This is a genomic window from Pseudomonas sp. SO81, assembly GCF_030374125.1.
Classification (GTDB): domain Bacteria; phylum Pseudomonadota; class Gammaproteobacteria; order Pseudomonadales; family Pseudomonadaceae; genus Aquipseudomonas.
The window spans coordinates 3,887,157-3,906,387 of the sequence record NZ_CP126126.1 but is presented as its reverse complement, the minus strand read 5'-3'; the positions used below and the strand labels follow the sequence as shown (position 1 = coordinate 3,906,387).

General features: G+C 63.6%; 22 protein-coding genes. 13 read left to right on the top strand and 9 right to left on the bottom strand.

Annotated features, from left to right (window positions below; all coding sequences use genetic code 11):
* Window positions 1–38 precede the first annotated feature (38 nt).
* Complete coding sequence (locus tag OH686_RS18395; protein ID WP_289534331.1) at window positions 39–1,937, bottom strand: potassium transporter Kup; 1,899 nt, start codon at window positions 1,935–1,937, stop codon at window positions 39–41.
* On the opposite strand from OH686_RS18395, the gene OH686_RS18390 reads away from it, so the two are divergent.
* A complete protein-coding gene (locus OH686_RS18390) occupies window positions 1,936–2,100 on the top strand; it encodes a hypothetical protein (protein WP_289534329.1) in 165 nt (54 codons plus the stop codon). The genes OH686_RS18395 and OH686_RS18390 overlap by 2 nt on opposite strands.
* Before the next feature lie 42 nt (window positions 2,101–2,142).
* Entirely contained in the window at window positions 2,143–3,465 is a 1,323-nt protein-coding gene (gene rimO / locus OH686_RS18385; protein ID WP_289534327.1) for a 30S ribosomal protein S12 methylthiotransferase RimO, read from the top strand.
* 122 nt (window positions 3,466–3,587) lie between these two features.
* Here rimO and OH686_RS18380 read toward each other — a convergent pair whose 3' ends face one another.
* A complete protein-coding gene (locus OH686_RS18380; protein ID WP_289534324.1) occupies window positions 3,588–4,553 on the bottom strand; it encodes an integron integrase in 966 nt (321 codons plus the stop codon).
* A gap of 147 nt (window positions 4,554–4,700) precedes the next feature.
* Here OH686_RS18380 and OH686_RS23425 point away from each other — a divergent pair, with 147 nt between their 5' ends.
* The 8 genes from OH686_RS23425 to tsaA all read left to right on the top strand — a co-directional run bounded on the left by OH686_RS23425 (window position 4,701) and on the right by tsaA (window position 9,422).
* A complete protein-coding gene (locus OH686_RS23425; RefSeq protein ID WP_502942751.1) occupies window positions 4,701–4,991 on the top strand; it encodes a MafI2 family immunity protein in 291 nt (96 codons plus the stop codon).
* A 614-nt stretch (window positions 4,992–5,605) separates the two neighbouring features.
* Complete coding sequence (locus OH686_RS18375) at window positions 5,606–6,028, top strand: hypothetical protein (protein WP_289534323.1); 423 nt, start codon at window positions 5,606–5,608, stop codon at window positions 6,026–6,028.
* Window positions 6,029–6,644: 616 nt separating this feature from the next.
* The gene (locus OH686_RS18370) at window positions 6,645–7,043 is read left to right on the top strand and encodes a VOC family protein (protein WP_289534322.1); all 399 of its coding nucleotides are present in this window, start codon (window positions 6,645–6,647) and stop codon (window positions 7,041–7,043) included.
* A gap of 3 nt (window positions 7,044–7,046) precedes the next feature.
* A complete protein-coding gene (locus OH686_RS18365; RefSeq protein WP_289534321.1) occupies window positions 7,047–7,478 on the top strand; it encodes a GNAT family N-acetyltransferase in 432 nt (143 codons plus the stop codon).
* 22 nt (window positions 7,479–7,500) lie between these two features.
* Window positions 7,501–7,917 carry a GFA family protein gene (locus OH686_RS18360; RefSeq protein ID WP_289534320.1) on the top strand — a complete coding sequence of 139 codons (417 nt, stop codon included), beginning with the start codon at window positions 7,501–7,503 and terminating at the stop codon, window positions 7,915–7,917.
* A gap of 10 nt (window positions 7,918–7,927) precedes the next feature.
* Window positions 7,928–8,200, top strand: coding sequence for a hypothetical protein (locus OH686_RS18355; RefSeq protein WP_289534318.1), 273 nt, complete (start codon window positions 7,928–7,930; stop codon window positions 8,198–8,200).
* Window positions 8,201–8,270: 70 nt separating this feature from the next.
* Window positions 8,271–8,681, top strand: a complete 411-nt coding sequence (locus OH686_RS18350) for a VOC family protein (RefSeq protein WP_289534316.1) — start codon at window positions 8,271–8,273, stop codon at window positions 8,679–8,681.
* 48 nt (window positions 8,682–8,729) lie between these two features.
* A complete protein-coding gene (tsaA, locus tag OH686_RS18345) occupies window positions 8,730–9,422 on the top strand; it encodes a tRNA (N6-threonylcarbamoyladenosine(37)-N6)-methyltransferase TrmO (RefSeq protein ID WP_289534315.1) in 693 nt (230 codons plus the stop codon).
* Between the two features lie 53 nt (window positions 9,423–9,475).
* Here the strand turns inward: tsaA and fpr are convergent, their stop codons facing one another.
* A complete protein-coding gene (gene fpr, locus OH686_RS18340) occupies window positions 9,476–10,255 on the bottom strand; it encodes a ferredoxin-NADP reductase (protein ID WP_289534314.1) in 780 nt (259 codons plus the stop codon).
* Between the two features lie 189 nt (window positions 10,256–10,444).
* Between fpr and OH686_RS18335 the strand changes: the two genes are divergently transcribed.
* Window positions 10,445–11,371, top strand: a complete 927-nt coding sequence (locus tag OH686_RS18335; RefSeq protein WP_171016255.1) for a LysR family transcriptional regulator — start codon at window positions 10,445–10,447, stop codon at window positions 11,369–11,371.
* A gap of 37 nt (window positions 11,372–11,408) precedes the next feature.
* Here the strand turns inward: OH686_RS18335 and OH686_RS18330 are convergent, their stop codons facing one another.
* The 3 genes from OH686_RS18330 to OH686_RS18320 all read right to left on the bottom strand — a co-directional run bounded on the left by OH686_RS18330 (window position 11,409) and on the right by OH686_RS18320 (window position 12,701).
* Window positions 11,409–11,768, bottom strand: a complete 360-nt coding sequence (locus tag OH686_RS18330; RefSeq protein ID WP_137971333.1) for a PilZ domain-containing protein — start codon at window positions 11,766–11,768, stop codon at window positions 11,409–11,411.
* 60 nt (window positions 11,769–11,828) lie between these two features.
* Window positions 11,829–12,254, bottom strand: a complete 426-nt coding sequence (locus tag OH686_RS18325; RefSeq protein WP_289534310.1) for a DUF4124 domain-containing protein — start codon at window positions 12,252–12,254, stop codon at window positions 11,829–11,831.
* A 72-nt stretch (window positions 12,255–12,326) separates the two neighbouring features.
* A complete protein-coding gene (locus OH686_RS18320; RefSeq protein WP_279868727.1) occupies window positions 12,327–12,701 on the bottom strand; it encodes a tetratricopeptide repeat protein in 375 nt (124 codons plus the stop codon).
* Between the two features lie 134 nt (window positions 12,702–12,835).
* On the opposite strand from OH686_RS18320, the gene pyk reads away from it, so the two are divergent.
* Entirely contained in the window at window positions 12,836–14,287 is a 1,452-nt protein-coding gene (pyk, locus tag OH686_RS18315; protein WP_289534309.1) for a pyruvate kinase, read from the top strand.
* A gap of 145 nt (window positions 14,288–14,432) precedes the next feature.
* On the opposite strand, the gene OH686_RS18310 is transcribed toward pyk, so the two are convergent.
* The 3 genes from OH686_RS18310 to OH686_RS18300 form a co-directional block, all read right to left on the bottom strand.
* Entirely contained in the window at window positions 14,433–15,206 is a 774-nt protein-coding gene (locus tag OH686_RS18310; protein WP_289534307.1) for an enoyl-CoA hydratase, read from the bottom strand.
* A gap of 168 nt (window positions 15,207–15,374) precedes the next feature.
* The gene (locus OH686_RS18305) at window positions 15,375–16,313 is read right to left on the bottom strand and encodes an iron-sulfur-binding ferredoxin reductase (RefSeq protein ID WP_289534305.1); all 939 of its coding nucleotides are present in this window, start codon (window positions 16,311–16,313) and stop codon (window positions 15,375–15,377) included.
* Window positions 16,306–17,433, bottom strand: a complete 1,128-nt coding sequence (locus tag OH686_RS18300; RefSeq protein ID WP_289534303.1) for a GGDEF domain-containing protein — start codon at window positions 17,431–17,433, stop codon at window positions 16,306–16,308. The genes OH686_RS18305 and OH686_RS18300 overlap by 8 nt, the downstream gene beginning before the upstream one ends.
* A gap of 273 nt (window positions 17,434–17,706) precedes the next feature.
* Here OH686_RS18300 and OH686_RS18295 point away from each other — a divergent pair, with 273 nt between their 5' ends.
* Window positions 17,707–19,230, top strand: coding sequence for a fumarate hydratase (locus tag OH686_RS18295; protein WP_289534302.1), 1,524 nt, complete (start codon window positions 17,707–17,709; stop codon window positions 19,228–19,230).
* Window position 19,231 lies beyond the last annotated feature (1 nt).

The following is a 19,231-nucleotide window of genomic DNA, read 5'->3' as shown; positions in this document are numbered from 1 at the left end:
CCTCCTGAAGAAACGGCGCCCATCGGTGCCGCTTGCGCTTAGATCTCAACCTGAGTGCCCAGCTCGATCACCCGATTCAGCGGCAGCCTGAAGAAACGCAGGTTGCTGTTGGCGTTGCGCAGCAGGAAGGCGAACAGCGCCTCGCGCCAGCGCGCCATGCCGAAGCGCTTGCTGGCCACCACCGTCTCCCGGCTGAGGAACCAGGTGGTGCTCATCGGGCTGAAGTCCAGATCGTTGAGGTGGCACAGGCGCAGCGCCTCCGGCACGTCCGGCTCCTCCATGAAGCCGAAGTGCAGGATCACCCGGAAGAAGCCATCGCCATAGGCCTCCACCTCGAAGCGCCGCTCCGGCAGCACCCGCGGCAGGTCTTCGCTGGCCACCGTGAGCAGCACTATCTGTTCGTGCAGCACCTGGTTGTGCAGCAGGTTGTGCAGCAGCGCGTGGGGCACGGCATCCGAGCGCGCGGTGAGGAACACCGCCGTGCCGCGCACCCGCAGCGGCGGCTGGCCGCGCAGGCTGGAGATGAAGATCGGCAGCGGCAAGGCGTTGTCGTCCAGGCGCTCCACCAGCAGGTGGCGGCCGCGCTTCCAGGTGGTCATCAGGGCGAACACGGCCAGCCCGGCGATCACCGGGAAGGCGCCACCCTGGAAGATCTTCGGCACGTTGGCGGCGAAGAACAGCACGTCCACCAGGAAGAACGCCAGCAGCAGCGGAATGGCGAGCCAGCGTGGCGCCTTCCACAGCAACAGCACCACGGCCGCCGACAGCAGCGTGGTGATCAGCATGGTGCCGGTCACCGCCACACCGTAAGCAGCGGCCAGGGCATCGGACGACTCGAAGCCCAGCACCAGCAGCACCACGGCGACCATCAGCGCCCAGTTCACCGCGGCGATATAGATCTGCCCCTGCTCCGCATCCGAGGTGTGCTGGATGTGCATGCGCGGGATATAGCCGAGCTGGATGGCCTGGCGGGTCAGCGAGAAGGCGCCGGAGATCACCGCCTGGGAGGCGACTATGGTGGCGAAGGTGGCCAGCCCCACCAGCGGCAGCAAGGCCCAGCCCGGCGCCAATAGATAGAAGGGATTGCGCGCCGCCTCCGGGTTGTCCAGCAGCATCGCGCCCTGGCCGAAATAGTTCAGCACCAGCCCCGGCAGCACCAGCAGGAACCAGGCGCGAGCGATCGGCTGGCGACCGAAATGGCCCATGTCCGCGTACAGCGCCTCGGCGCCGGTCAGCGCCAGCACCACCGCACCGAGGATGGCCACGCCGATACCCGGATGGGCGATGAAGAAATGGATGCACCAGTAGGGGTTGAGCGCCTGCAGCACCTGCGGCTGATGGAGGATGCCGTACACGCCCAGGGCGCCCAGGGTGACGAACCACAGCAGCATCACCGGGCCGAACAGGATGCCGATGCGCGCCGTGCCGTGTTTCTGGATCAGGAACAGCCCCACCAGCAGGATCAGCGCCAACGGCACCACCCAGTGCTCCAGCCCGGCGAAGGCGATCTCCAGGCCCTCCACCGCCGACAGCACCGAGATGGCCGGGGTGATCATGCTGTCGCCATAGAACAGCCCGGCGCCGAACAGGCCGAGCAGCACCAGCACCATGCGCAGCCGTGGCTGACCAGACGCCGCACGCCGGGCCAGCGCGGTCAGTGCCATCACCCCACCCTCGCCCTGGTTGTCCGCGCGCAGCACGAACAGCACGTACTTGATCGACACCACCCAGATCAGCGACCAGAAGATCAGCGACAGCACGCCGAGCACGCCCTCGTGGTTGACCTGCACGCCGTAGCCGCCGTTGAACACCTCCTTCAGCGTGTACAGCGGGCTGGTGCCGATATCGCCGTAGACCACGCCCACCGCGCCAATCAGCAGGCCGATGGAGGACGAGGCGTGGGAGGGCTTGGTGTGTTCGGCGACGACTTCGCTCATGGGCGGCTTCCATCCGGACGAGTGGGCGCGCGACCTGAACACGCCGCTCAGCCCGATCCAGGGCTGTCGCGGCTCGCTGCAGGCGGCCAGGCTGAGCATAGATCAGTTGTCTGCCCAGGCTATTCAAGCAGGCAAGCTGCCGCTAGAATTGCGCACTTTTTGATCAGAGGCGCCCTCCCGAGCGCCCGTTTGAGGTTAGCCCCCGATGTCCACCGCCACGCCCAAAGTCGGATTCGTTTCCCTTGGTTGCCCCAAGGCCACCGTCGACTCCGAACGCATCCTCACCCAGCTGCGCATGGAAGGGTACGAGATCGTCCCGACCTACCAGGATGCCGACGTGGTGGTGGTCAACACCTGCGGCTTCATCGACAGCGCCAAGGCCGAATCGCTGGACACCATCGGCGAAGCCATCGCCGAGAACGGCAAGGTGATCGTCACTGGCTGCATGGGCGTGTCCGAGAACGCCATCCGTGACGTGCACCCGAGCGTGCTGGCCGTCACCGGCCCGCAGCAGTACGAACAGGTAGTCAACGCGGTGCACGAAGTGATCCCGCCCAAGGCTGATCACAACCCCTACGTCGACCTGGTGCCGCCGCAGGGCATCAAGCTGACCCCGCGTCACTACGCGTACCTGAAGATTTCCGAGGGCTGCAACCACAGCTGCGCCTTCTGCATCATCCCGTCCATGCGCGGCAAGCTGGTCAGCCGTCCGGTCGGTGACGTGCTGTCCGAGGCCCAGCGCCTGGTCAAGGCCGGCGTCAAGGAGCTGCTGGTGATCAGCCAGGACACCAGCGCCTACGGCGTGGATCTGAAGTACAAGACCGACTTCTGGGAAGGCCAGCCGGTCAAGACGCGCATGAAGGAACTGTGCGAGGCGCTCTCCAGCATGGGCGTGTGGGTGCGCCTGCACTACGTCTACCCGTACCCGAACGTGGACGACGTGATCCCGCTGATGGCCGCCGGCAAGCTGCTGCCGTACCTGGACATCCCCTTCCAGCACGCCAGCCCGAAAGTGCTCAAGGCCATGAAGCGCCCCGCCTTCGAGGACAAGACCCTGGCGCGCATCAAGTCCTGGCGCGAGATCTGCCCGGAACTGACCATCCGCTCCACCTTCATCGTCGGCTTCCCCGGTGAGACCGAGGAAGACTTCCAGTACCTGCTGGACTGGCTGACCGAAGCCCAGCTCGACCGCGTTGGCTGCTTCCAGTACAGCCCGGTGGACGGCGCCCCGGCCAACGACCTGGGCCTGGAGCCGGTGCCGGATGATGTGAAGCAGGACCGCTGGGACCGCTTCATGGCCCACCAGCAGGCGATTTCCGCCGCGCGTCTGCAGCGCAAGGTCGGCACCGAGATCGAAGTGCTGATCGACGAAGTCGACCACGAAGGCGCCGTCGCCCGCTCCTGGGCCGATGCCCCGGAAATCGACGGCAGCGTGTTCATCGACAGCACCAGCGTGCAGCCGGGCGACAAGGTCCGTGTACGCGTCGTCGATGCCGACGAGTACGACCTCTGGGCCGAGCTGGTCTAAGCGCCGCCCATATAAAGAAGCCCCGCAAATGCGGGGCTTTTCATGACGCTGCCCCAACAAGCGGCTGCAATGCTACGAGGCGCTGTCGGACTGCCGCGCCCAGGCTGCCTCCGCTATCCGCTTCACACCCGATCCAGCGGACTCAGCACCCCCAGCCCGCCGCGATTGAGCACGTGGGTATAGATCTGCGTGGTCTTCACATCGGCATGGCCGAGCAGCTCCTGCACCGTGCGAATGTCCTGCCCGCTCTCCAATAAATGTGTGGCGAAGGAATGCCTCAAGGTATGCGGCGTGGCCGGCTTGTGCAGCCCAACCCGCCGCACTGCGTTGCGGATCGCCCGCTGGATGGTCTTCTCGTGCAGATGGTGGCGGAAGATGCCACCCGGGCGCGGGTCCTCGGAACGGTTGATCGACGGAAACACGAACTGCCAGCCCCACTCCGCCGCCGCATTCGGATACTTGCGCGCCAGCGCATGGGGCAGGTTCGCCCGACCGTAACCTTCCTGCAAATCATGCTCGTGCAGCGCGCGAACCCGCTGCAGATGCATCTCCAAAGGCGCAGCCAGCTTACGCGGCAGCATGGTCACCCGATCCTTCTGCCCCTTGCCGTCGCGAATCAGAATCTCAAAACGGGAAAACTCCACGTCCTTGACGCGCAAACGCAGCACTTCCATCAAACGCATGCCCGAGCCATACAGCAGATTGGCCACCAACCACAGCGTTCCGTCCAACTGCGCCAGCAGGCTGGCGACCTCCTCCCGTGTCAGCACCACCGGCAAACGCTGCGGGCGCCGCGCCCTAATTACCCCGTCCATCCAGGGCAGTTCTATCTGCAACACCTGCTTGTAGAGAAACAGAATCGCCGACAGCGCCTGATTCTGCGTGGACGCCGCCACATCCCGCCGCACAGCCAGATCACTCAGAAAGGCCTCAACTTCAGCAGCGCCCATCTCCTGCGGGTGACGGTATTTGTGGAAACGGATAAAGCGCTTCACCCACTCCAGATAGACAGTTTCGGTACGAATCGAATAGTGTCGAAGGCGAATTTGCTCGCGTACTTGATCGAGCAGCCTGGGCTTGCCATCCATGTCGCTATTGCTCCCTGACTGTTGTCGCATCTCCTGATGCGATTTGCAGGCTAGACAAGGACTTGCCGGACGACAAGGAACGTTATGCGACACAAGTGGCGGAAAAAAATTACGCCACTTGTGTCGTCTACTTATAGTTAGGTGCTTATGGAATTATCACACCTTCTCAATGCTGCTGGAGTCATCGCGAAGCGTAACTTGAGCGTGAACGTAAACTCAGTCACCGTTGAGTGGTCTCAGGATAAAGCAGCACTGAAGCTATTTCATTACTTCGATCTTTATCCTACCAGCGCCGATCTAGAGCTTCAGGAGCTCAGCATGTGTGAGTTACTAGCAGAATTCCCTGACATCCGAAGCTCAGAATGCATTTCACTAACTCAGCCTTTCGAAGAAGCCACGCAGTCAAAACAAAATATCGTATATGTGCGCAGCACCTAACAATGCGCTCAAAGCGCTCACTTTGTTCGCTGGGACCGGCGAAGCCGGCCCCTTAGCTTAATCGTTAGGTGCCCACATGCTGATAGCCATCCGCTTAATTCTTATCCTTACAGCTTTAGCTGTTGGGCTCCTCGTATATGGCGCTGTAGGCTCATGCATGGGAGCACGCAATTGCGAGTCAGCAGAAGAGGCGAATATCTTTTGGGCCATTCTTATTTCAGCACCCTTCGCCGTATCAGCCTTGACGCTTAATCGCCATAATAAAATTGCGTCAATTATCAACCTAGCTTGCCTGGCAATAATCTCTGCCTTTGTTTACTTTTTATTTTCCTCTTCAGCTATACCTTGGAATTCAACCAAAATATTTAAATTTATAGCTAACTGGAGAGACATTAACCTCCTGATTTTTCTAGTCGGCGTTCTTCCATCAATACTCATACACACATCCCTTATATGCATGCTGTGCATTGCACCAAGAAATATCAAATCTCTTATAAAGCAAGAGAACAAACACAATTTATCGTCCGACACCTAACAAATGGTTCAAGCCGTTCGCTTCGCTCACTCGGGACCGGCTAAAGCCGGCCCCTTAACCAAACGTTAGGCTCTATCAAATGTACGCAAAAGAGTATTCAGATGCAGGAGTTAAAGCCCGATGGCTAGAGCCTTTGAAAGCTCAGCATGCGTATGATTATGCGCTCAAATACAGCCACCCAAAGCGATATGGACTAAATAAAGAAAGCGTTGCAAACATTGATCGTCTAATTATTGAAAGCTATTCAGTTGCCAAGGCTTGGCTAGCCAAGCGAATTCCATCTACTGGCACAGTTCAAATCGTCTACAGCGAATCAGAGGTTGCGGTGGTGGAAGCCGCAGAGTTCGTTGAGCGTTGGCATGAGATCTTCTTACCCGCACGAGACGATGCTGTAGTTTTGCACAATCTCTCATCGACAGTCCTTTTTTACTGCCATGAAGAAGAGCTCGAAGTCGGCCAGCGAAAAGATCTAATAGATGGCACTGTGGAACCTCTCATATGAACGGCCTAGCCTCCAGCGCAAGCCTAACATGCGCTCAACTGCCGCTCACTTCGTTCGCTGGACAGCCAAAAGCTACGCTTTTGTCTGCCCGTTAGCTTAATCGTTAGGCAACTGAATGATCTCCTGCATTCCGGCACTTGAATTCCTGCGTAAAATATGCGGCCTGCACGAAGACTCAACTAATGCAGTTAAGTTGCGTGTATGGGCTTGTGGATATGGCATCGCTATGGATCTAACTGTCAAAGGTAAATCTATCCTTTGTGCGGTTGCGGGAGCACTCCGCCAAGAGGTCGAATGCTTTGCTCAAATTGGGCTTCCGAACGTAATTCGGTTAGTAGGCGACAAGACGTCAGAGAATCAACTAAAGCTCATAGGCATGGAACCACCAATCGAACTTCATATCTCTCGCGAACAGAGCAGTCTCCAAGTCGTAATTTTGTACGAGGGTCAGGTAAAGGCTACATATGTGCTGTCAGCCGCCTAACTACTGGTTCAAGTCGTTCGCTTCGCTCACTCGGGACCGGCTAAAGCCGGCCCCTTAACCAAACGTTAGCCCTCCCACCACCCGATTCGCTGCAAGCTAAGCTCCTCCTCCCACCCCACTCGGATACCGCGTATGTTCTCCCACGTTTTCCTTGGCATTGGCGACTTCGAGCAAGCCCTGGCGTTCTATCAGCCGCTGATGCACGCGCTGGGTAATCAACTGCGCTTCAGCGATGCCTCGCGGCCCTGGGCCGGCTGGCAGCCGATGCAGGCCGAGCCGCGCCCATTGTTTCTGATCGGCAGACCTTATGACGGGCAGCCGCATGCAGGCGGCAACGGGCAGATGGTGGCCTTCGCGGCTTCCAGTCGGGCGGTGGTGGACAGTGTCTACGCCATCGCTCTGGCCCATGGCGGCAAGTGCGAGGGCGAGCCGGGGTTGCGTTCCGAGTACCATGAGCACTACTACGGCGCCTATTTCCGCGACCCGGATGGCAACAAGCTGTGCGTGGTCTGCCACGACGCGCAGGACTGAGCCATGGACGTTCGCTGGTCCGACTCGCTCGACGGCCTCGACTGGGAGGAGCTTTCCGCCCTGTACCTGGCCGCACCGCTGGGTAACAAGAGCCCGGATTGGCTGCGCACCGCCTTCGGTAACAGCCTGTTGCGCTGCCTGGCGTACATAGACGGCCGGCTGGTGGGTGCCGGTCGCGCGCTGGCCGATGGCGTCGATTGCTCCTACATTTGCGACGTCGCCGTGTTGCCCGAGCATCAGGGCAGCGGCCTCGGCCGCGAGATAGTGACGCGGCTGGTGGAGGCCTCGCGCGGGCATCGCAAGATCATTCTCTATGCGGTGCCGGGCAAGGAGGACTTCTACCGTCGCCTCGGCTTCCGCCGCATGAGCACCACCATGGCGATTTTCGAGGACCAGGCGCAGGCGCTGCGCCAGGGCTACATCAGCGAAACCTGATCCAGTTCAGCGAGGGATTCACATGTACAACGGAAGTTGCCTGTGCGGGGCGGTGCATTACGAGATTCGCGGCGAGCTAGGTGCGGCGTTCTTCTGCCACTGCTCGCGCTGCCGCAAGGCTGGCGGCTCGGCCTTCGCTTCCAATGTTTTGGTTGCCACCGCTGATTTCGTTGTCACCGCCGGCGCGGATGCACTGAAGGACTTCCGCACCGCCGAGGGCAGCCACCGGGTGTTCTGCAGCCACTGCGGCTCGCCCATCTACAGCCGTCGGGAGCAGATGCCGGAAATCGTCCGAGTGCGCATGGGCAGCCTCGACACCCCGGTCGAACAGGGCCCCGGCGCGCATATCTTCGTCGCCTCCAAGGCGCCTTGGCTGGAGATCTGCGACCAGCTCCCACAATACCCGGAGCGCCCGCCGGCGGTCCCGGCCAAGCCCTGAGGATCGTCCCATGGTCTGCGAACACCTGCGCGCACTGGAACAGGCTCTGCTGCACAACGGCGCCGAGGAGACGTTTCGCGGCCAGGCCTGGTCGGAGAACTGCCGCGAGTGGGTGTACTTCGATGTGCGCCTGGACCTGAGTGCGCTGCAGCGGCGCTTCGCCCTGCCCGCCTGCGTGCAGCCCCACGAGAACGCCGACCCGCACTCCGGCCAGGAACGCGGCCTGGTCTGCACGCAATGCCACGATGCGGTGATGGGGCTATTCACTGAGGTGTTCCGGTGACAGCCATGACCGGCGCACGCGGTGCTTCAGACAGCTCCGCCCAACCGTCCACGCGAACGAGCGTCGAGCCATGACCGAGCTGCTGATCAATCTGGACGTGCCGGACCTGGAGCAAGCCGTGACCTTCTATGAGCAGGCCGCCGGCTTGCGCCTGCGCCGCTACCTGTTCGATGGCAGCGTGGCCGAGCTCGAGGGCGCGCCGGTGCCGGTCTACCTGCTGCACAAGGAACCCGGCAGCGCTGCGGTCGCCGCTAGCGGATTGCGCCGTGACTACGCTCCACACTGGACGCCGCTGCATCTGGACCTGGTGGTGGCGGACCTGGACAGCGCGCTGGCCCGCGCCCTGGCTGCCGGTGCACGCCTGGAACGCGGCCCGACCGACGAGGCCTGGGGCCGCCTGGCCGGCCTGCGCGATCCGTTCGGCCATGGCCTGTGCCTGCTGCAATGGCGCGGCCGTGGCTACGACGAGGTGGCCGACTGAGGCGAGCGCTCGCTACCATGGGCGGGTTTTCCCGCCACGCGTGCCGCCATGTCTCACTCCGTCAGCCCCATCGGTTTCCTGCGCTCCTGCTTCAAGGAGAAGTTCGCCATTCCCCGTCAGCCGCAACTGGCCCCGGCCGCTCGCGGCGTGCTGGAGCTGGTGGCGCCGTTCGACCGCGCCGAAGCGGTCGAGGGGCTGGAGCAGGTCAGTCACGTGTGGCTGCTGTTCCTCTTCCACCAGGCCCTGGAGGACAAGCCGCGGCTCAAGGTGCGCCCACCGCGCCTGGGCGGCAACGCCTCGCTGGGCGTATTCGCGACCCGCGCCACGCACCGCCCCAACGGCATCGGCCAGTCGGTGGTGAAGCTGGAGAAGGTCGAACCAGGGCGGCTGTGGTTGTCCGGCATCGACCTGCTGGACGGCACGCCGGTGCTGGATATCAAACCCTACGTGCCCTATGCCGACGGCGTGCCCGGCGCGTTCAACCGCATCGCCGATGCGCCGCCGACGCCAATCGACCTGACCTGGAGTGACGAGGCTCTGCAACAGGCACGGCAACACGCCCTGCGCCTGGGCGAGCCACTGGTCGAACTGATCGAGCAATGCCTGGCCCAGGACCCGCGCCCCGCCTACCAGGTGCCGGAGCCCGAGCGCCGCTACGGCGTGCTGCTGTGGGATGTGCAGGTGCGCTGGCACTACCCCGAGCCGGGGCGCATCTGCGTGCTGGAAGTGGTGCCTGGCTAACCCAGAAACGACAAACCCGCCGATAGGCGGGCTTGTGTTGTAACGATGGGCGCTTACTTCTCGACGAAGGCGCGCTCGATCAGGTAGTCGCCCGGCTCGCGCATGCGCGGGGAGATCTTCAGGCCGAAGCTGTCGAGCACTTCGCTGGTCTCGTCGAGCATGCTCGGGCTGCCGCAGATCATGGCGCGGTCATCCTGCGGGTTGATCGGCGGCAGGCCGATGTCCTCGAACAGCTTGCCGCTGCGCATCAGGTCGGTCAGGCGGCCCTGGTTCTCGAACGGCTCGCGGGTCACGGTCGGGTAGTAGATCAGCTTGTTCTTCAGCGCGTCGCCGAAGAACTCGTTCTTCGGCAGGTGCTCGGTGATGAACTCGCGGTAGGCGACTTCGTTCACGTAGCGTACGCCGTGGACCAGGATGACCTTCTCGAAGCGCTCGTAGGTTTCCGGGTCCTGGATCACGCTCATGAACGGCGCGAGGCCGGTGCCGGTGCTGAGCAGGTACAGGTGCTTGCCGGGGTTGAGGTCATCGAGCACCAGCGTGCCGGTGGGCTTCTTGCTGATGATGATCTCGTCGCCTTCCTTAAGGTGCTGCAGCTGGGAGGTCAGCGGGCCGTCCGGCACCTTGATGCTGAAGAACTCCAGATGCTCTTCCCAGTTCGGGCTGGCGATGGAGTAGGCGCGCATCAGCGGGCGGCCGTTGGGCTGCTGCAGGCCGATCATGACGAACTGGCCGTTCTCGAAGCGCAGGCCTGGGTCGCGGGTGCACTTGAAGCTGAACAGGGTGTCGTTCCAGTGGTGCACACTGACGACGCGTTCCGTGTTCATGTTGCTCATGCGGGTGTCCTCAAAAGTCTCGGTTTTCAGATTGCCGGAAAACACCATCGACCCATTTGCGTCAGGTCAATGCCAGGTGATTACGCACACAATCGTCTGCCGGGGCCGGCAGCGTTGCGCGCCATTCTAGTGACAGCCACAATATCTGTTAAGCGAATTATCACGATATCGATTATTGGTTATATAGATATGCGATTTACCCTCAGGCAATTGGAAGTGTTCGTCGCCGTGGCCAAGCAGGAAAGCGTGTCGCGCGCGGCGGAATCCCTGGCCCTTTCGCAGTCCGCCGCCAGCACCTCGCTCAGCGAACTGGAGCGGCAATCCGACTGCCAGCTGTTCGATCGCGCCGGCAAGCGCCTGTCGCTGAATGCCCTGGGTCGCCAGTTGCTGCCGCAGGCGGTGGCACTACTCGACCAGGCCAAGGAGATCGAGCGCCTGCTCAGCGGCAAGACCGGCTTCGGCCTGCTGGAGCTGGGCGCGACGCTGACGGTGGGCAACTATCTGGCCACCCTGCTGATCGGCAATTTCATGCAGCGCCACCCGGAATGCCGCCTCAAGCTGCATGTGCAGAACACCGCCAACGTGGTGCAGCGGGTCGCCCACTACGAGCTGGACCTGGGCCTGATCGAGGGCGACTGCCAGCATCCGGACATCGAAGTGCAGCCCTGGGTCGAGGACGAGCTGGTGGTGTTCTGCGCTCCGCGCCACCCGCTGGCCGAGCGCGGCACGGCGACGCTGGAAGAGCTGAGCCGCGAGGCCTGGATCCTGCGTGAGCAGGGCTCGGGCACGCGCCTAACCTTCGACCAGGCCATGCGCCATCACCCGGCGCAGCTGAATATCCGCCTGGAGCTAGAGCATACCGAGGCGATCAAACGCGCCGTGGAGTCCGGTCTGGGCATCGGCTGCATCTCGCGCCTGGCCCTGCGCGACGCCTTCCGTCGTGGCAGCCTGGTGCCGGTGGAAACCCCGGAACTGGACCTCACCCGTCAGTTCTATTTCATCTGGCACCGGCAGAAGTACCAGACCGCCGCCATGCGCGAGTTCCTCGAACTGTGCCGGGAGATGACCGCAGGTATCCGCCGCAGCGACGAAATAGTGCTGCAGCCGATCGCCTGAGCGGAGGCCCAGACGATCAGATAAGGAAGCGTGTCAGTCAGGCCGAGGCGGCCAGAGGATGAAAGCTGAAGTAGCTACGTAGGGCGTCGACCATCTCGACGTACTCGGCCGGCGGCGCGACCAGCGAGAAACCCGAATCGTAGGTGCCGGGAGTGACGTCCTCGCGGCTCCACTGGCAGCAGGCGCCGAAGTCGATGTTGTGCACACGACCATCGCGGCCGGGAATCTTCAGGCGCATGTCGAAGCGCGCATTGACCAGCATCGGGTACTGGCTGATCAGCATCAGGCCGTCCAGCGAGACATTGCCGATGTAGCCCATGGGTTTGTCGGTGATGCGGTTGAACACCTTCAAGTAGTACGGCAGCTGGTGGCGTTCGATGTGGCGCTGAATGTGCATGGTGGCCAATCGCTATGGATGGAGTTCGAGTATGGCTGCTGCGCTGGGACTCGACCAGACTCAGCCGCACCGCTCGGCAATACGAGACGACAGACGGCTGCGCGCCGCTTCTACCTCGGCTTCGTCGATATAACTGCGTTCGCCATTAGCATCCGTAGTGAAGTAACGGCCGCCGCGCTGGATCTGCGCAAGATTGCTGCGTAGCTCGCTGCATTCCTTGTTGCGTTCGGCGCGGGCCGCAGAGGCGCGAGCCTGAGAATGGGCCTTCTCGTCGCGACGCGCATCGAAGTATTGCTGGGCGCGCTGCTCACGTTCACGCGTGGCATCGTCGCGCTCCACGACCTGAGGCTTCACCTCTACCTGCTCGGCGCTACTGCCGCCGGGTTTCTCGCTGAAATGCACGCGCCCCTGGGCGTCCGTCCAGCGATAGATTTCCGCGCTGGCGAACGCCGGCACGAGCAAGGCGATGAATATGAAATGACGCATGCGGGCTTCCCTCCTTCGGCGCAGCTTAACGCCGCGCTTCGCTTCCTGCGGGCCAGCCGACTGACGGCCGCATCAGAGGGATGCGGCGGATGCCTTGGCCGGCTCTCCCGCCTGATGATGCCCGAGCTGGCGCAATGTCTCCAGCCTGGCGCGCGCGCGATAGGCGTATTCGCTGGCCGGATAACGGGTGACGATGAACTCGTAGGTCTGCGCCGCGTCGACGAACAGGTTCTGCCGTTCGAGGCACTGGCCGCGCAGCAGGGAGATTTCCGGCTGCATGTAACTGCGCGAGCGACTGCTGCGCTCGGCACGCGACAGGTCGAGCAGGGCCTGGTCGCAATCGCCCTCGGTGTAGTGCCGATAGGCCTCGTCCAGATGACGGTCCAGGGACAGGCGATTGCAGCCGACCAGACTGGTCAGGGTGAGAATCAGGATCAGGGTTCGCATGGTCAATTCCTCCGCTGTGCAGTGTATCGGCGTTCGAGGCGATTTCTGCAGAGACAAGGTAGTGCAGGCGAACGATGACTACAGTGAAAGGCCGTAGTAGCCTCGCCGCACGCTATGCAAACTGGAGTTACCGCATGACCCTGCGCCGCACCAAAATCGTCGCCACCCTAGGCCCCGCCAGTAATTCCCCGGAAGTTCTCGAACAGCTGATAGTCGCCGGCATCGACGTTGCCCGCCTGAACTTCTCCCACGGCAGCGCCGACGATCACAAGGCTCGCGCCGCGCTGGTCCGCGAGCTGGCCGCCAAGCACGGCCGCCACGTGGCGCTGCTCGGCGACCTGCAGGGTCCGAAGATCCGCATCGCCAAGTTCACCAACAAGCGCATCGAACTCAAGGAGGGCGACCTGTTCCGCCTGTCCGCCAGCCACTCGCGCACCGAAGGCAACCAAGAGGTGGTCGGCATCGACTACCCGGCGCTGATCCAGGATTGCGACGTCGGCGACGACCTGCTGCTGGACGATGGCCGCGTGGTCATGCGCGTCGAGCTCAAGGGCGCCGACGAGCTGCACTGCCGCGTGGTGATCGGTGGGCCACTGTCCGACAACAAGGGCATCAACCGCCGCGGTGGTGGCCTGACGGCGCCGGCCCTGACCGAGAAAGACAAGGTCGACATCAAGCTGGCCGCCGAGATGGATCTGGACTACGTCGCCGTGTCCTTCCCGCGCGACGCCGCCGATATGGACTACGCCCGTAGCCTGCTCACCGAGGCCGGTGGCAACGCCTGGCTGGTGGCCAAGATCGAGCGCGCCGAGGCGGTGGCCGACGATGCCGCGCTGGATGGCCTGATCCGCGCCAGCGACGCGGTGATGGTGGCCCGCGGCGACCTCGCCGTGGAGATCGGCGATGCCGAGCTGGTCGGCATCCAGAAGAAGATCATTGCCCACGCCCGCCGCTACAACAAAGCGGTGATCACCGCGACCCAGATGATGGAGTCGATGATCCACAGCCCGATGCCGACCCGCGCGGAAGTCTCCGACGTAGCCAACGCCGCGCTGGACTACACCGATGCGGTGATGCTCTCGGCCGAGAGCGCCGCCGGCGAATATCCGGTGGAAGCCGTGGAGGCGATGGCCCGCGTATGCCTGGGCGCCGAGAAGCACCCGACCAGCCAGAAATCCAGCCACCGCATCGGCCGCACCTTCGAGCGCTGTGACGAGAGCATCGCCCTGGCCACCATGTACACCGCCAACCACTTCCCGGGCGTCAAGGCCATCATCAGCCTGACCGAGAGTGGCTACAGCCCGCTGATCATGTCGCGCATCCGCTCGTCGATCCCGATCTTCGCCTTCACTCCGCACCGCGAGGCCCAGGCCCGGGTCGCCCTGTTCCGCGGCGTCTACACCGTGCCGTTCGACCCGGCCGCCCTGCCGGCCAACAAGGTCAGCCAGGCGGCGGTGGACGAGCTGCTCAAGCGCGGCTTCGTGCAGCCCGGCGACTGGGTGATCCTGACCAAGGGCGACAGCTACCACGGCACCGGGGGCACCAACACCATGAAGATCCTCCATGTGGGCGATCCGCTGGTCTGATTAGCCGCCCATGAAAAAGGCCGCTCGATGAGCGGCCTTTTTTATTCCTCTCCCTCCCTTGGAGAGAGCCGGGGTGAGGGATTGGCAGCGAGTCGCCTACAGCCCCTACCCAGCCCCTCTCCCGATAGGAGAGGGGGGTTCAAGCCTACGCGAACTTGGAGAAGTCCGGCTTCCTGCGCTGCATAAAGGCCGACAGCGCCTCGATGGCCTCCGGCGAACGCAGGCGCTGGCCGAACAGGGCGCCCTCCTCCTCGATTACCTTGCGCAGCTCCTCGCGCCCCGGCGCGCGCATCAGGCGCTTGCTGTCGGCCACCGCGGAAGGCGCCAGTTCGAGGAAACGCAGGGCCATCTCGTGGGCCTTGGCCACCGTACTCGGACCGTCCTCGAGAGCACCGCTGGCGATGCCCCACTGCGCGGCCTCGGCGCCAGTGAAGGCCTCGCCCAGCAGCAGCACTTCGGCCGCCTTGGCCTGGCCGAGCAGGCGCGGCAGCAGGAGGCTGGAGCCGAATTCTGGGCACAGGCCGAGGTTGACGAAGGGGGTGCGCAGCTTGGCGTCGCGGCTGACGTATACCAGGTCGCAGTGCAGCAGCAGGGTGGTGCCGATGCCCACGGCCGGGCCGGCAACGGCGGCCACCACCGGCTTGGCGAAGTCGAACAGCGCGCGCATGAACTGGAACACCGGGCTGTCCATGCCGGTGGGTGGCGCCTGCAGGAAGTCGGCCACGTCGTTGCCGCTGGTGAAGCACTCCGCACCGCCGGTGATCAGCACGGCACGCACCGCTCGATCCTCGTTGGCCGCGTCTAGCACCTCGGCCATCTGGCTGTACATGGCGCGGGTCAGCGCGTTCATCTTGTCCGGACGGTTCAGGCGCAGGGTCAGCAGACCGCCTTCGCGCTCGACCAGTATGTGTTCGCTCATCGCAACTCCAGGGCTGGGCCCCGGCTTGGAACCTGCTTCAGGCTTTTTGAGCTAGAGCCAGGCAAGGCGAAATTAGGCGAGGACGCGGAGTTTACGAAGTGTAAATGAGCAGTCCGAGCGTAATTTCAACGCAGCATGGCCGACGATCAAGAAGTCTGAAATAGGTTCTCACGCATGGGGCAGAAAAAGGTCAGCCAGCACCTGGTTGCGCGGCACACCGATCAGATAGAGGCGGCGGGCGAAGGCTTCCACGCTGGCGGGAGAGCCGCAGAGTAAGGCGACGGTCTGTCGCGAAACAAGCCGCAGTTCCGCCAAAACCGCCGTCTGCTCGGACGCCGTCACCAGCTGCAACTGCAGCTGCGGATGGCTCGCAGCCAGCGCCTGCAGCGGCTCGGCCAGATAGTGGCCGGAGTCGTCATGGGCCAGGTGAATGACCCGTAGCGGCCCCTGATGATGCTGGCGAAGTGCCTCGCGCAACACCCCCCAGAGTGGTGCCAGGCCGGTGCCGGCGGCGAGCAGCCAGAGCGGCCGCTCGCTCCAGGCCAGGTCGTAATGCAGGGCGCCGCCGCGCAGCTCACCCAGACGCAGCACGTCGCCCGCTTGCAGCTGGCGGGCGACATCGCTGAAGGCGCCGCTCTGACGGCAGTCCAGGTGGAACTCCAGCCAGGGCTCCTCGCCCGGCAGGCTGGCCAGCGAATAGGGCCGTGCCACGCCGTCAGCTGTCCATAACACCAGATGCTGACCGGCGGCATAGCGCAGCGGTTTCTCCGGCAGCAGGCGCAGGCGCAGTACCGATGGGCTCAGCCAGTCGAGCGAATGCACGCATGCCGGCACACCATCGCGGGACGGATCGAACAGCTGCACTTCCAGATCGCCCACCACCCGGCACTGGCAGGCCAGACGCCAGCCCTGTGCGCGGCGCGCCTCGCTCAGCGATTCGGGTTGCTGGTCCAGCACCTCGCCGCGCACGCAGCGCACCAGGCAGGCATGGCAGCTGCCAGAGCGGCAGCTATAGGGCACGCGCAGGCCGGCGCCGTTGAGAGCATCGAGCAGGTTGCTGCCGGCGGGTACCGACCAGGCCTGGCCGGAGGTTTTCAGCTCAGGCACCGGCGCCCTCCCAGGCCGCGTCGCAGCGGTTGCGCCCGCCACGCTTGGCCCGGTACAGCGCCTGGTCGGCCCGCTGCAGGGCCTCGTCGAGATCATCACCTTCGTTGAGCAGGGTCATGCCGGCGGACAGGCTCAGGTTGCTCACCTGCACGCCGACCGGCTCGGCATTGGCGAATGCCTCGCGCAGCCGCTCGCAGCAACTGGTGAACTGGTCGGCGTCGGTGTGGGGCAGCAGCAGTACGAATTCCTCGCCACCGTAGCGGGCCAGCACGTCGCCATCGCGCAGGCAGGCGCGGGCCACGGCGGCGAAGGTCTGCAGCACGCGGTCGCCGGCGGCGTGACCGTGCACATCGTTGATGCGCTTGAAGTGGTCCAGATCAATCAGTGCCAGGCCGTGCTGACGGCCGTGGCCGAGGTTGTCCAGCTCGCGGAGAGCCAGGCGCAGGAAGTGGCGGCGATTGAACAGCCCGGTCAGTTCGTCGGTGGCCACCAGGTCTTCGAGCTGGCGCATCATCCCGCGCAGGGTGTCCTGGTGTGCCTGCAGGGCGTAGCGGCGTTGGCGCATGCGCTGGCGCAGGGCCTGTACGTAGCTGGCGAACAGGCTCTGCCAGGTCAGGCCGATAAACAGCGCGCAGCATTGCAGCAGGGCCTGGCCCGGATCGTCCAGGCGCATCTGGTAGCCTTCCACCAGGTTGAGTCCGACGAAGGAAAAGAAGGCAACGGCGGCGCAACGCACGAACACCCGCGGGCGCAGCTGGAATACGCCGAACATCAGGATGATCAGGTAGAACATCAGCAGGCTGCCGCGCGCGCTGTCGAGCTGGACCAGCAAGGCGGTGTGCAGGGCAAGGCCGACGAGAATCTGCGCCTCGGTCAGGCTGGGATCGGCGAAGTGCAGGTTGCGGCCGCTGCGGAACAGGGCGTAGAAGGCCAGCTGGCTGAGCGCCACCATGCAGGTACAGAACAGGGCGAAGGAGACGGTGCCGTTATATATGCCAACCCACAGGGCCACCCACATCAACAGAAGCACCAGCGCATAGCTCGCTACCGCCATGCCGAAGCGCTTCAGCAAGAGGCTTTGCAGACCGCGCTTTGTCACCCCTGGACTACTTGTACTCATGGGTTCCGTCCCGTACTGGCACCTTGCCCAACTCTACCCCCGTAGTAGTGAAATTGATAGCGCGCCCGCGACCATCGGCCAGCCCGCGCGGCTGTGCCGGTCCCTGCCAGCGCGCTATACTGCGCCGCCTTTTTTGTGACCCGCCATCCCTGGCGGCCACCCTGCGGGCCGTCGCGGGCGACGTCAAAAATCGTTCCCGACAATTTTTTGCAGTTGCGCCGGGTCGTGGTCCGGCGTTTCCTTATAGATGTTCCCTGATAGAGGAGCGCCCAAATGACCGTGATCAAGCAGGACGACCTGATTCAGAGCGTCGCCGACGCCCTGCAGTTCATCTCCTATTACCACCCCGTCGACTTCATCCAGGCCATGCATGAGGCCTATCTGAAGGAAGAGTCGCCGGCCGCGCGCGACTCCATGGCGCAGATCCTGATCAACTCGCGCATGTGCGCCACCGGCCACCGCCCGATCTGCCAGGACACCGGCATCGTCACCGTGTTCGTCAAGGTCGGCATGGACGTGCGCTGGGACGGCGCCACCATGAGCGTCGACGACATGATCAACGAGGGCGTGCGTCGCGCCTACAACCTGCCGGAGAACGTCCTGCGCGCCTCGATCCTGGCCGACCCGGCCGGTGCGCGTAAGAACACCAAGGACAACACCCCGGCGGTGATCCACTACTCCATCGTCCCCGGCGACAAGGTGGAAGTGGACGTCGCGGCCAAGGGCGGCGGCTCCGAGAACAAGTCGAAGATGGCCATGCTCAACCCGTCCGATTCGATCGTCGACTGGGTGCTGAAGACCGTGCCGACCATGGGCGCCGGCTGGTGCCCGCCGGGCATGCTCGGCATCGGCATCGGCGGCACCGCCGAAAAGGCCGCAGTGATGGCCAAGGAAGTGCTGATGGAGCACATCGACATCCACGAACTGAAGGCTCGCGGTCCGCAGAACAAGATCGAGGAAATGCGCCTCGAGCTGTTCGACAAGGTCAATCAGCTGGGCATCGGCGCCCAGGGCCTGGGCGGCCTGACCACCGTGCTCGACGTCAAGATCATGGACTACCCGACCCACGCAGCAAGCCTGCCGGTGTGCATGATCCCCAACTGCGCCGCCACCCGTCACGCCCACTTCGTGCTCGACGGCTCCGGCCCGGCCGAGCTGGAAGCGCCGGACCTGTCCGCCTACCCGGAAATCGTCTGGGAAGCCGGCCCGAGCGCGCGCCGCGTCAACCTCGACACCATCACCCCGGAAGAAGTGCAAAGCTGGAAGCCGGGCGAGACCGTGCTGCTCAACGGCAAGATGCTCACCGGCCGCGACGCTGCGCACAAGCGCATGGTCGACATGCTGAACAAGGGCGAAGAGCTGCCGGTCGATCTGAAAGGCCGCTTCATCTACTACGTCGGCCCGGTCGATCCGGTCGGTGACGAAGTGGTAGGCCCGGCTGGTCCGACCACCGCCACCCGTATGGACAAGTTCACCCGCCAGATCCTCGAGCAAACTGGTCTGCTGGGCATGATCGGCAAGTCCGAGCGCGGCCCGATTGCCATCGACGCGATCCGCGACAACAAGGCCGTGTACCTGATGGCCGTCGGCGGCGCCGCCTACCTGGTCGCCCAGGCGATCAAGAAGTCCAAGGTGCTGGCCTTCGCCGAGCTGGGCATGGAAGCGATCTACGAGTTCGAAGTGAAAGACATGCCGGTTACCGTGGCGGTCGACACCCAGGGCGAGTCCGTGCACATCACCGGCCCGGCGATCTGGAACAAGAAGATCGCCGAAAGCCTGGCGGTGGAAGTGAAGTAAG

What these genes read in the sequence shown, in the direction of transcription:
- OH686_RS18295 (WP_289534302.1), top strand. Translation starts at nt 17,707, where the DNA reads ATGACCGTGATCAAGCAGGACGACCTGATTCAGAGCGTCGCCGACGCC.
- OH686_RS18325 (WP_289534310.1), bottom strand. Translation starts at nt 12,254, where the DNA reads ATGCGTCATTTCATATTCATCGCCTTGCTCGTGCCGGCGTTCGCCAGC.
- OH686_RS18370 (WP_289534322.1), top strand. Translation starts at nt 6,645, where the DNA reads ATGTTCTCCCACGTTTTCCTTGGCATTGGCGACTTCGAGCAAGCCCTG.
- pyk (WP_289534309.1), top strand. Translation starts at nt 12,836, where the DNA reads ATGACCCTGCGCCGCACCAAAATCGTCGCCACCCTAGGCCCCGCCAGT.
- OH686_RS18310 (WP_289534307.1), bottom strand. Translation starts at nt 15,206, where the DNA reads ATGAGCGAACACATACTGGTCGAGCGCGAAGGCGGTCTGCTGACCCTG.
- tsaA (WP_289534315.1), top strand. Translation starts at nt 8,730, where the DNA reads ATGTCTCACTCCGTCAGCCCCATCGGTTTCCTGCGCTCCTGCTTCAAG.
- OH686_RS18380 (WP_289534324.1), bottom strand. Translation starts at nt 4,553, where the DNA reads ATGGATGGCAAGCCCAGGCTGCTCGATCAAGTACGCGAGCAAATTCGC.
- OH686_RS18375 (WP_289534323.1), top strand. Translation starts at nt 5,606, where the DNA reads ATGTACGCAAAAGAGTATTCAGATGCAGGAGTTAAAGCCCGATGGCTA.
- OH686_RS18300 (WP_289534303.1), bottom strand. Translation starts at nt 17,433, where the DNA reads ATGAGTACAAGTAGTCCAGGGGTGACAAAGCGCGGTCTGCAAAGCCTC.
- OH686_RS23425 (WP_502942751.1), top strand. Translation starts at nt 4,701, where the DNA reads ATGGAATTATCACACCTTCTCAATGCTGCTGGAGTCATCGCGAAGCGT.
- OH686_RS18320 (WP_279868727.1), bottom strand. Translation starts at nt 12,701, where the DNA reads ATGCGAACCCTGATCCTGATTCTCACCCTGACCAGTCTGGTCGGCTGC.
- OH686_RS18355 (WP_289534318.1), top strand. Translation starts at nt 7,928, where the DNA reads ATGGTCTGCGAACACCTGCGCGCACTGGAACAGGCTCTGCTGCACAAC.
- OH686_RS18360 (WP_289534320.1), top strand. Translation starts at nt 7,501, where the DNA reads ATGTACAACGGAAGTTGCCTGTGCGGGGCGGTGCATTACGAGATTCGC.
- OH686_RS18390 (WP_289534329.1), top strand. Translation starts at nt 1,936, where the DNA reads ATGGGCGGCTTCCATCCGGACGAGTGGGCGCGCGACCTGAACACGCCG.
- OH686_RS18330 (WP_137971333.1), bottom strand. Translation starts at nt 11,768, where the DNA reads ATGCACATTCAGCGCCACATCGAACGCCACCAGCTGCCGTACTACTTG.
- OH686_RS18395 (WP_289534331.1), bottom strand. Translation starts at nt 1,937, where the DNA reads ATGAGCGAAGTCGTCGCCGAACACACCAAGCCCTCCCACGCCTCGTCC.
- fpr (WP_289534314.1), bottom strand. Translation starts at nt 10,255, where the DNA reads ATGAGCAACATGAACACGGAACGCGTCGTCAGTGTGCACCACTGGAAC.
- OH686_RS18335 (WP_171016255.1), top strand. Translation starts at nt 10,445, where the DNA reads ATGCGATTTACCCTCAGGCAATTGGAAGTGTTCGTCGCCGTGGCCAAG.
- OH686_RS18350 (WP_289534316.1), top strand. Translation starts at nt 8,271, where the DNA reads ATGACCGAGCTGCTGATCAATCTGGACGTGCCGGACCTGGAGCAAGCC.
- rimO (WP_289534327.1), top strand. Translation starts at nt 2,143, where the DNA reads ATGTCCACCGCCACGCCCAAAGTCGGATTCGTTTCCCTTGGTTGCCCC.
- OH686_RS18365 (WP_289534321.1), top strand. Translation starts at nt 7,047, where the DNA reads ATGGACGTTCGCTGGTCCGACTCGCTCGACGGCCTCGACTGGGAGGAG.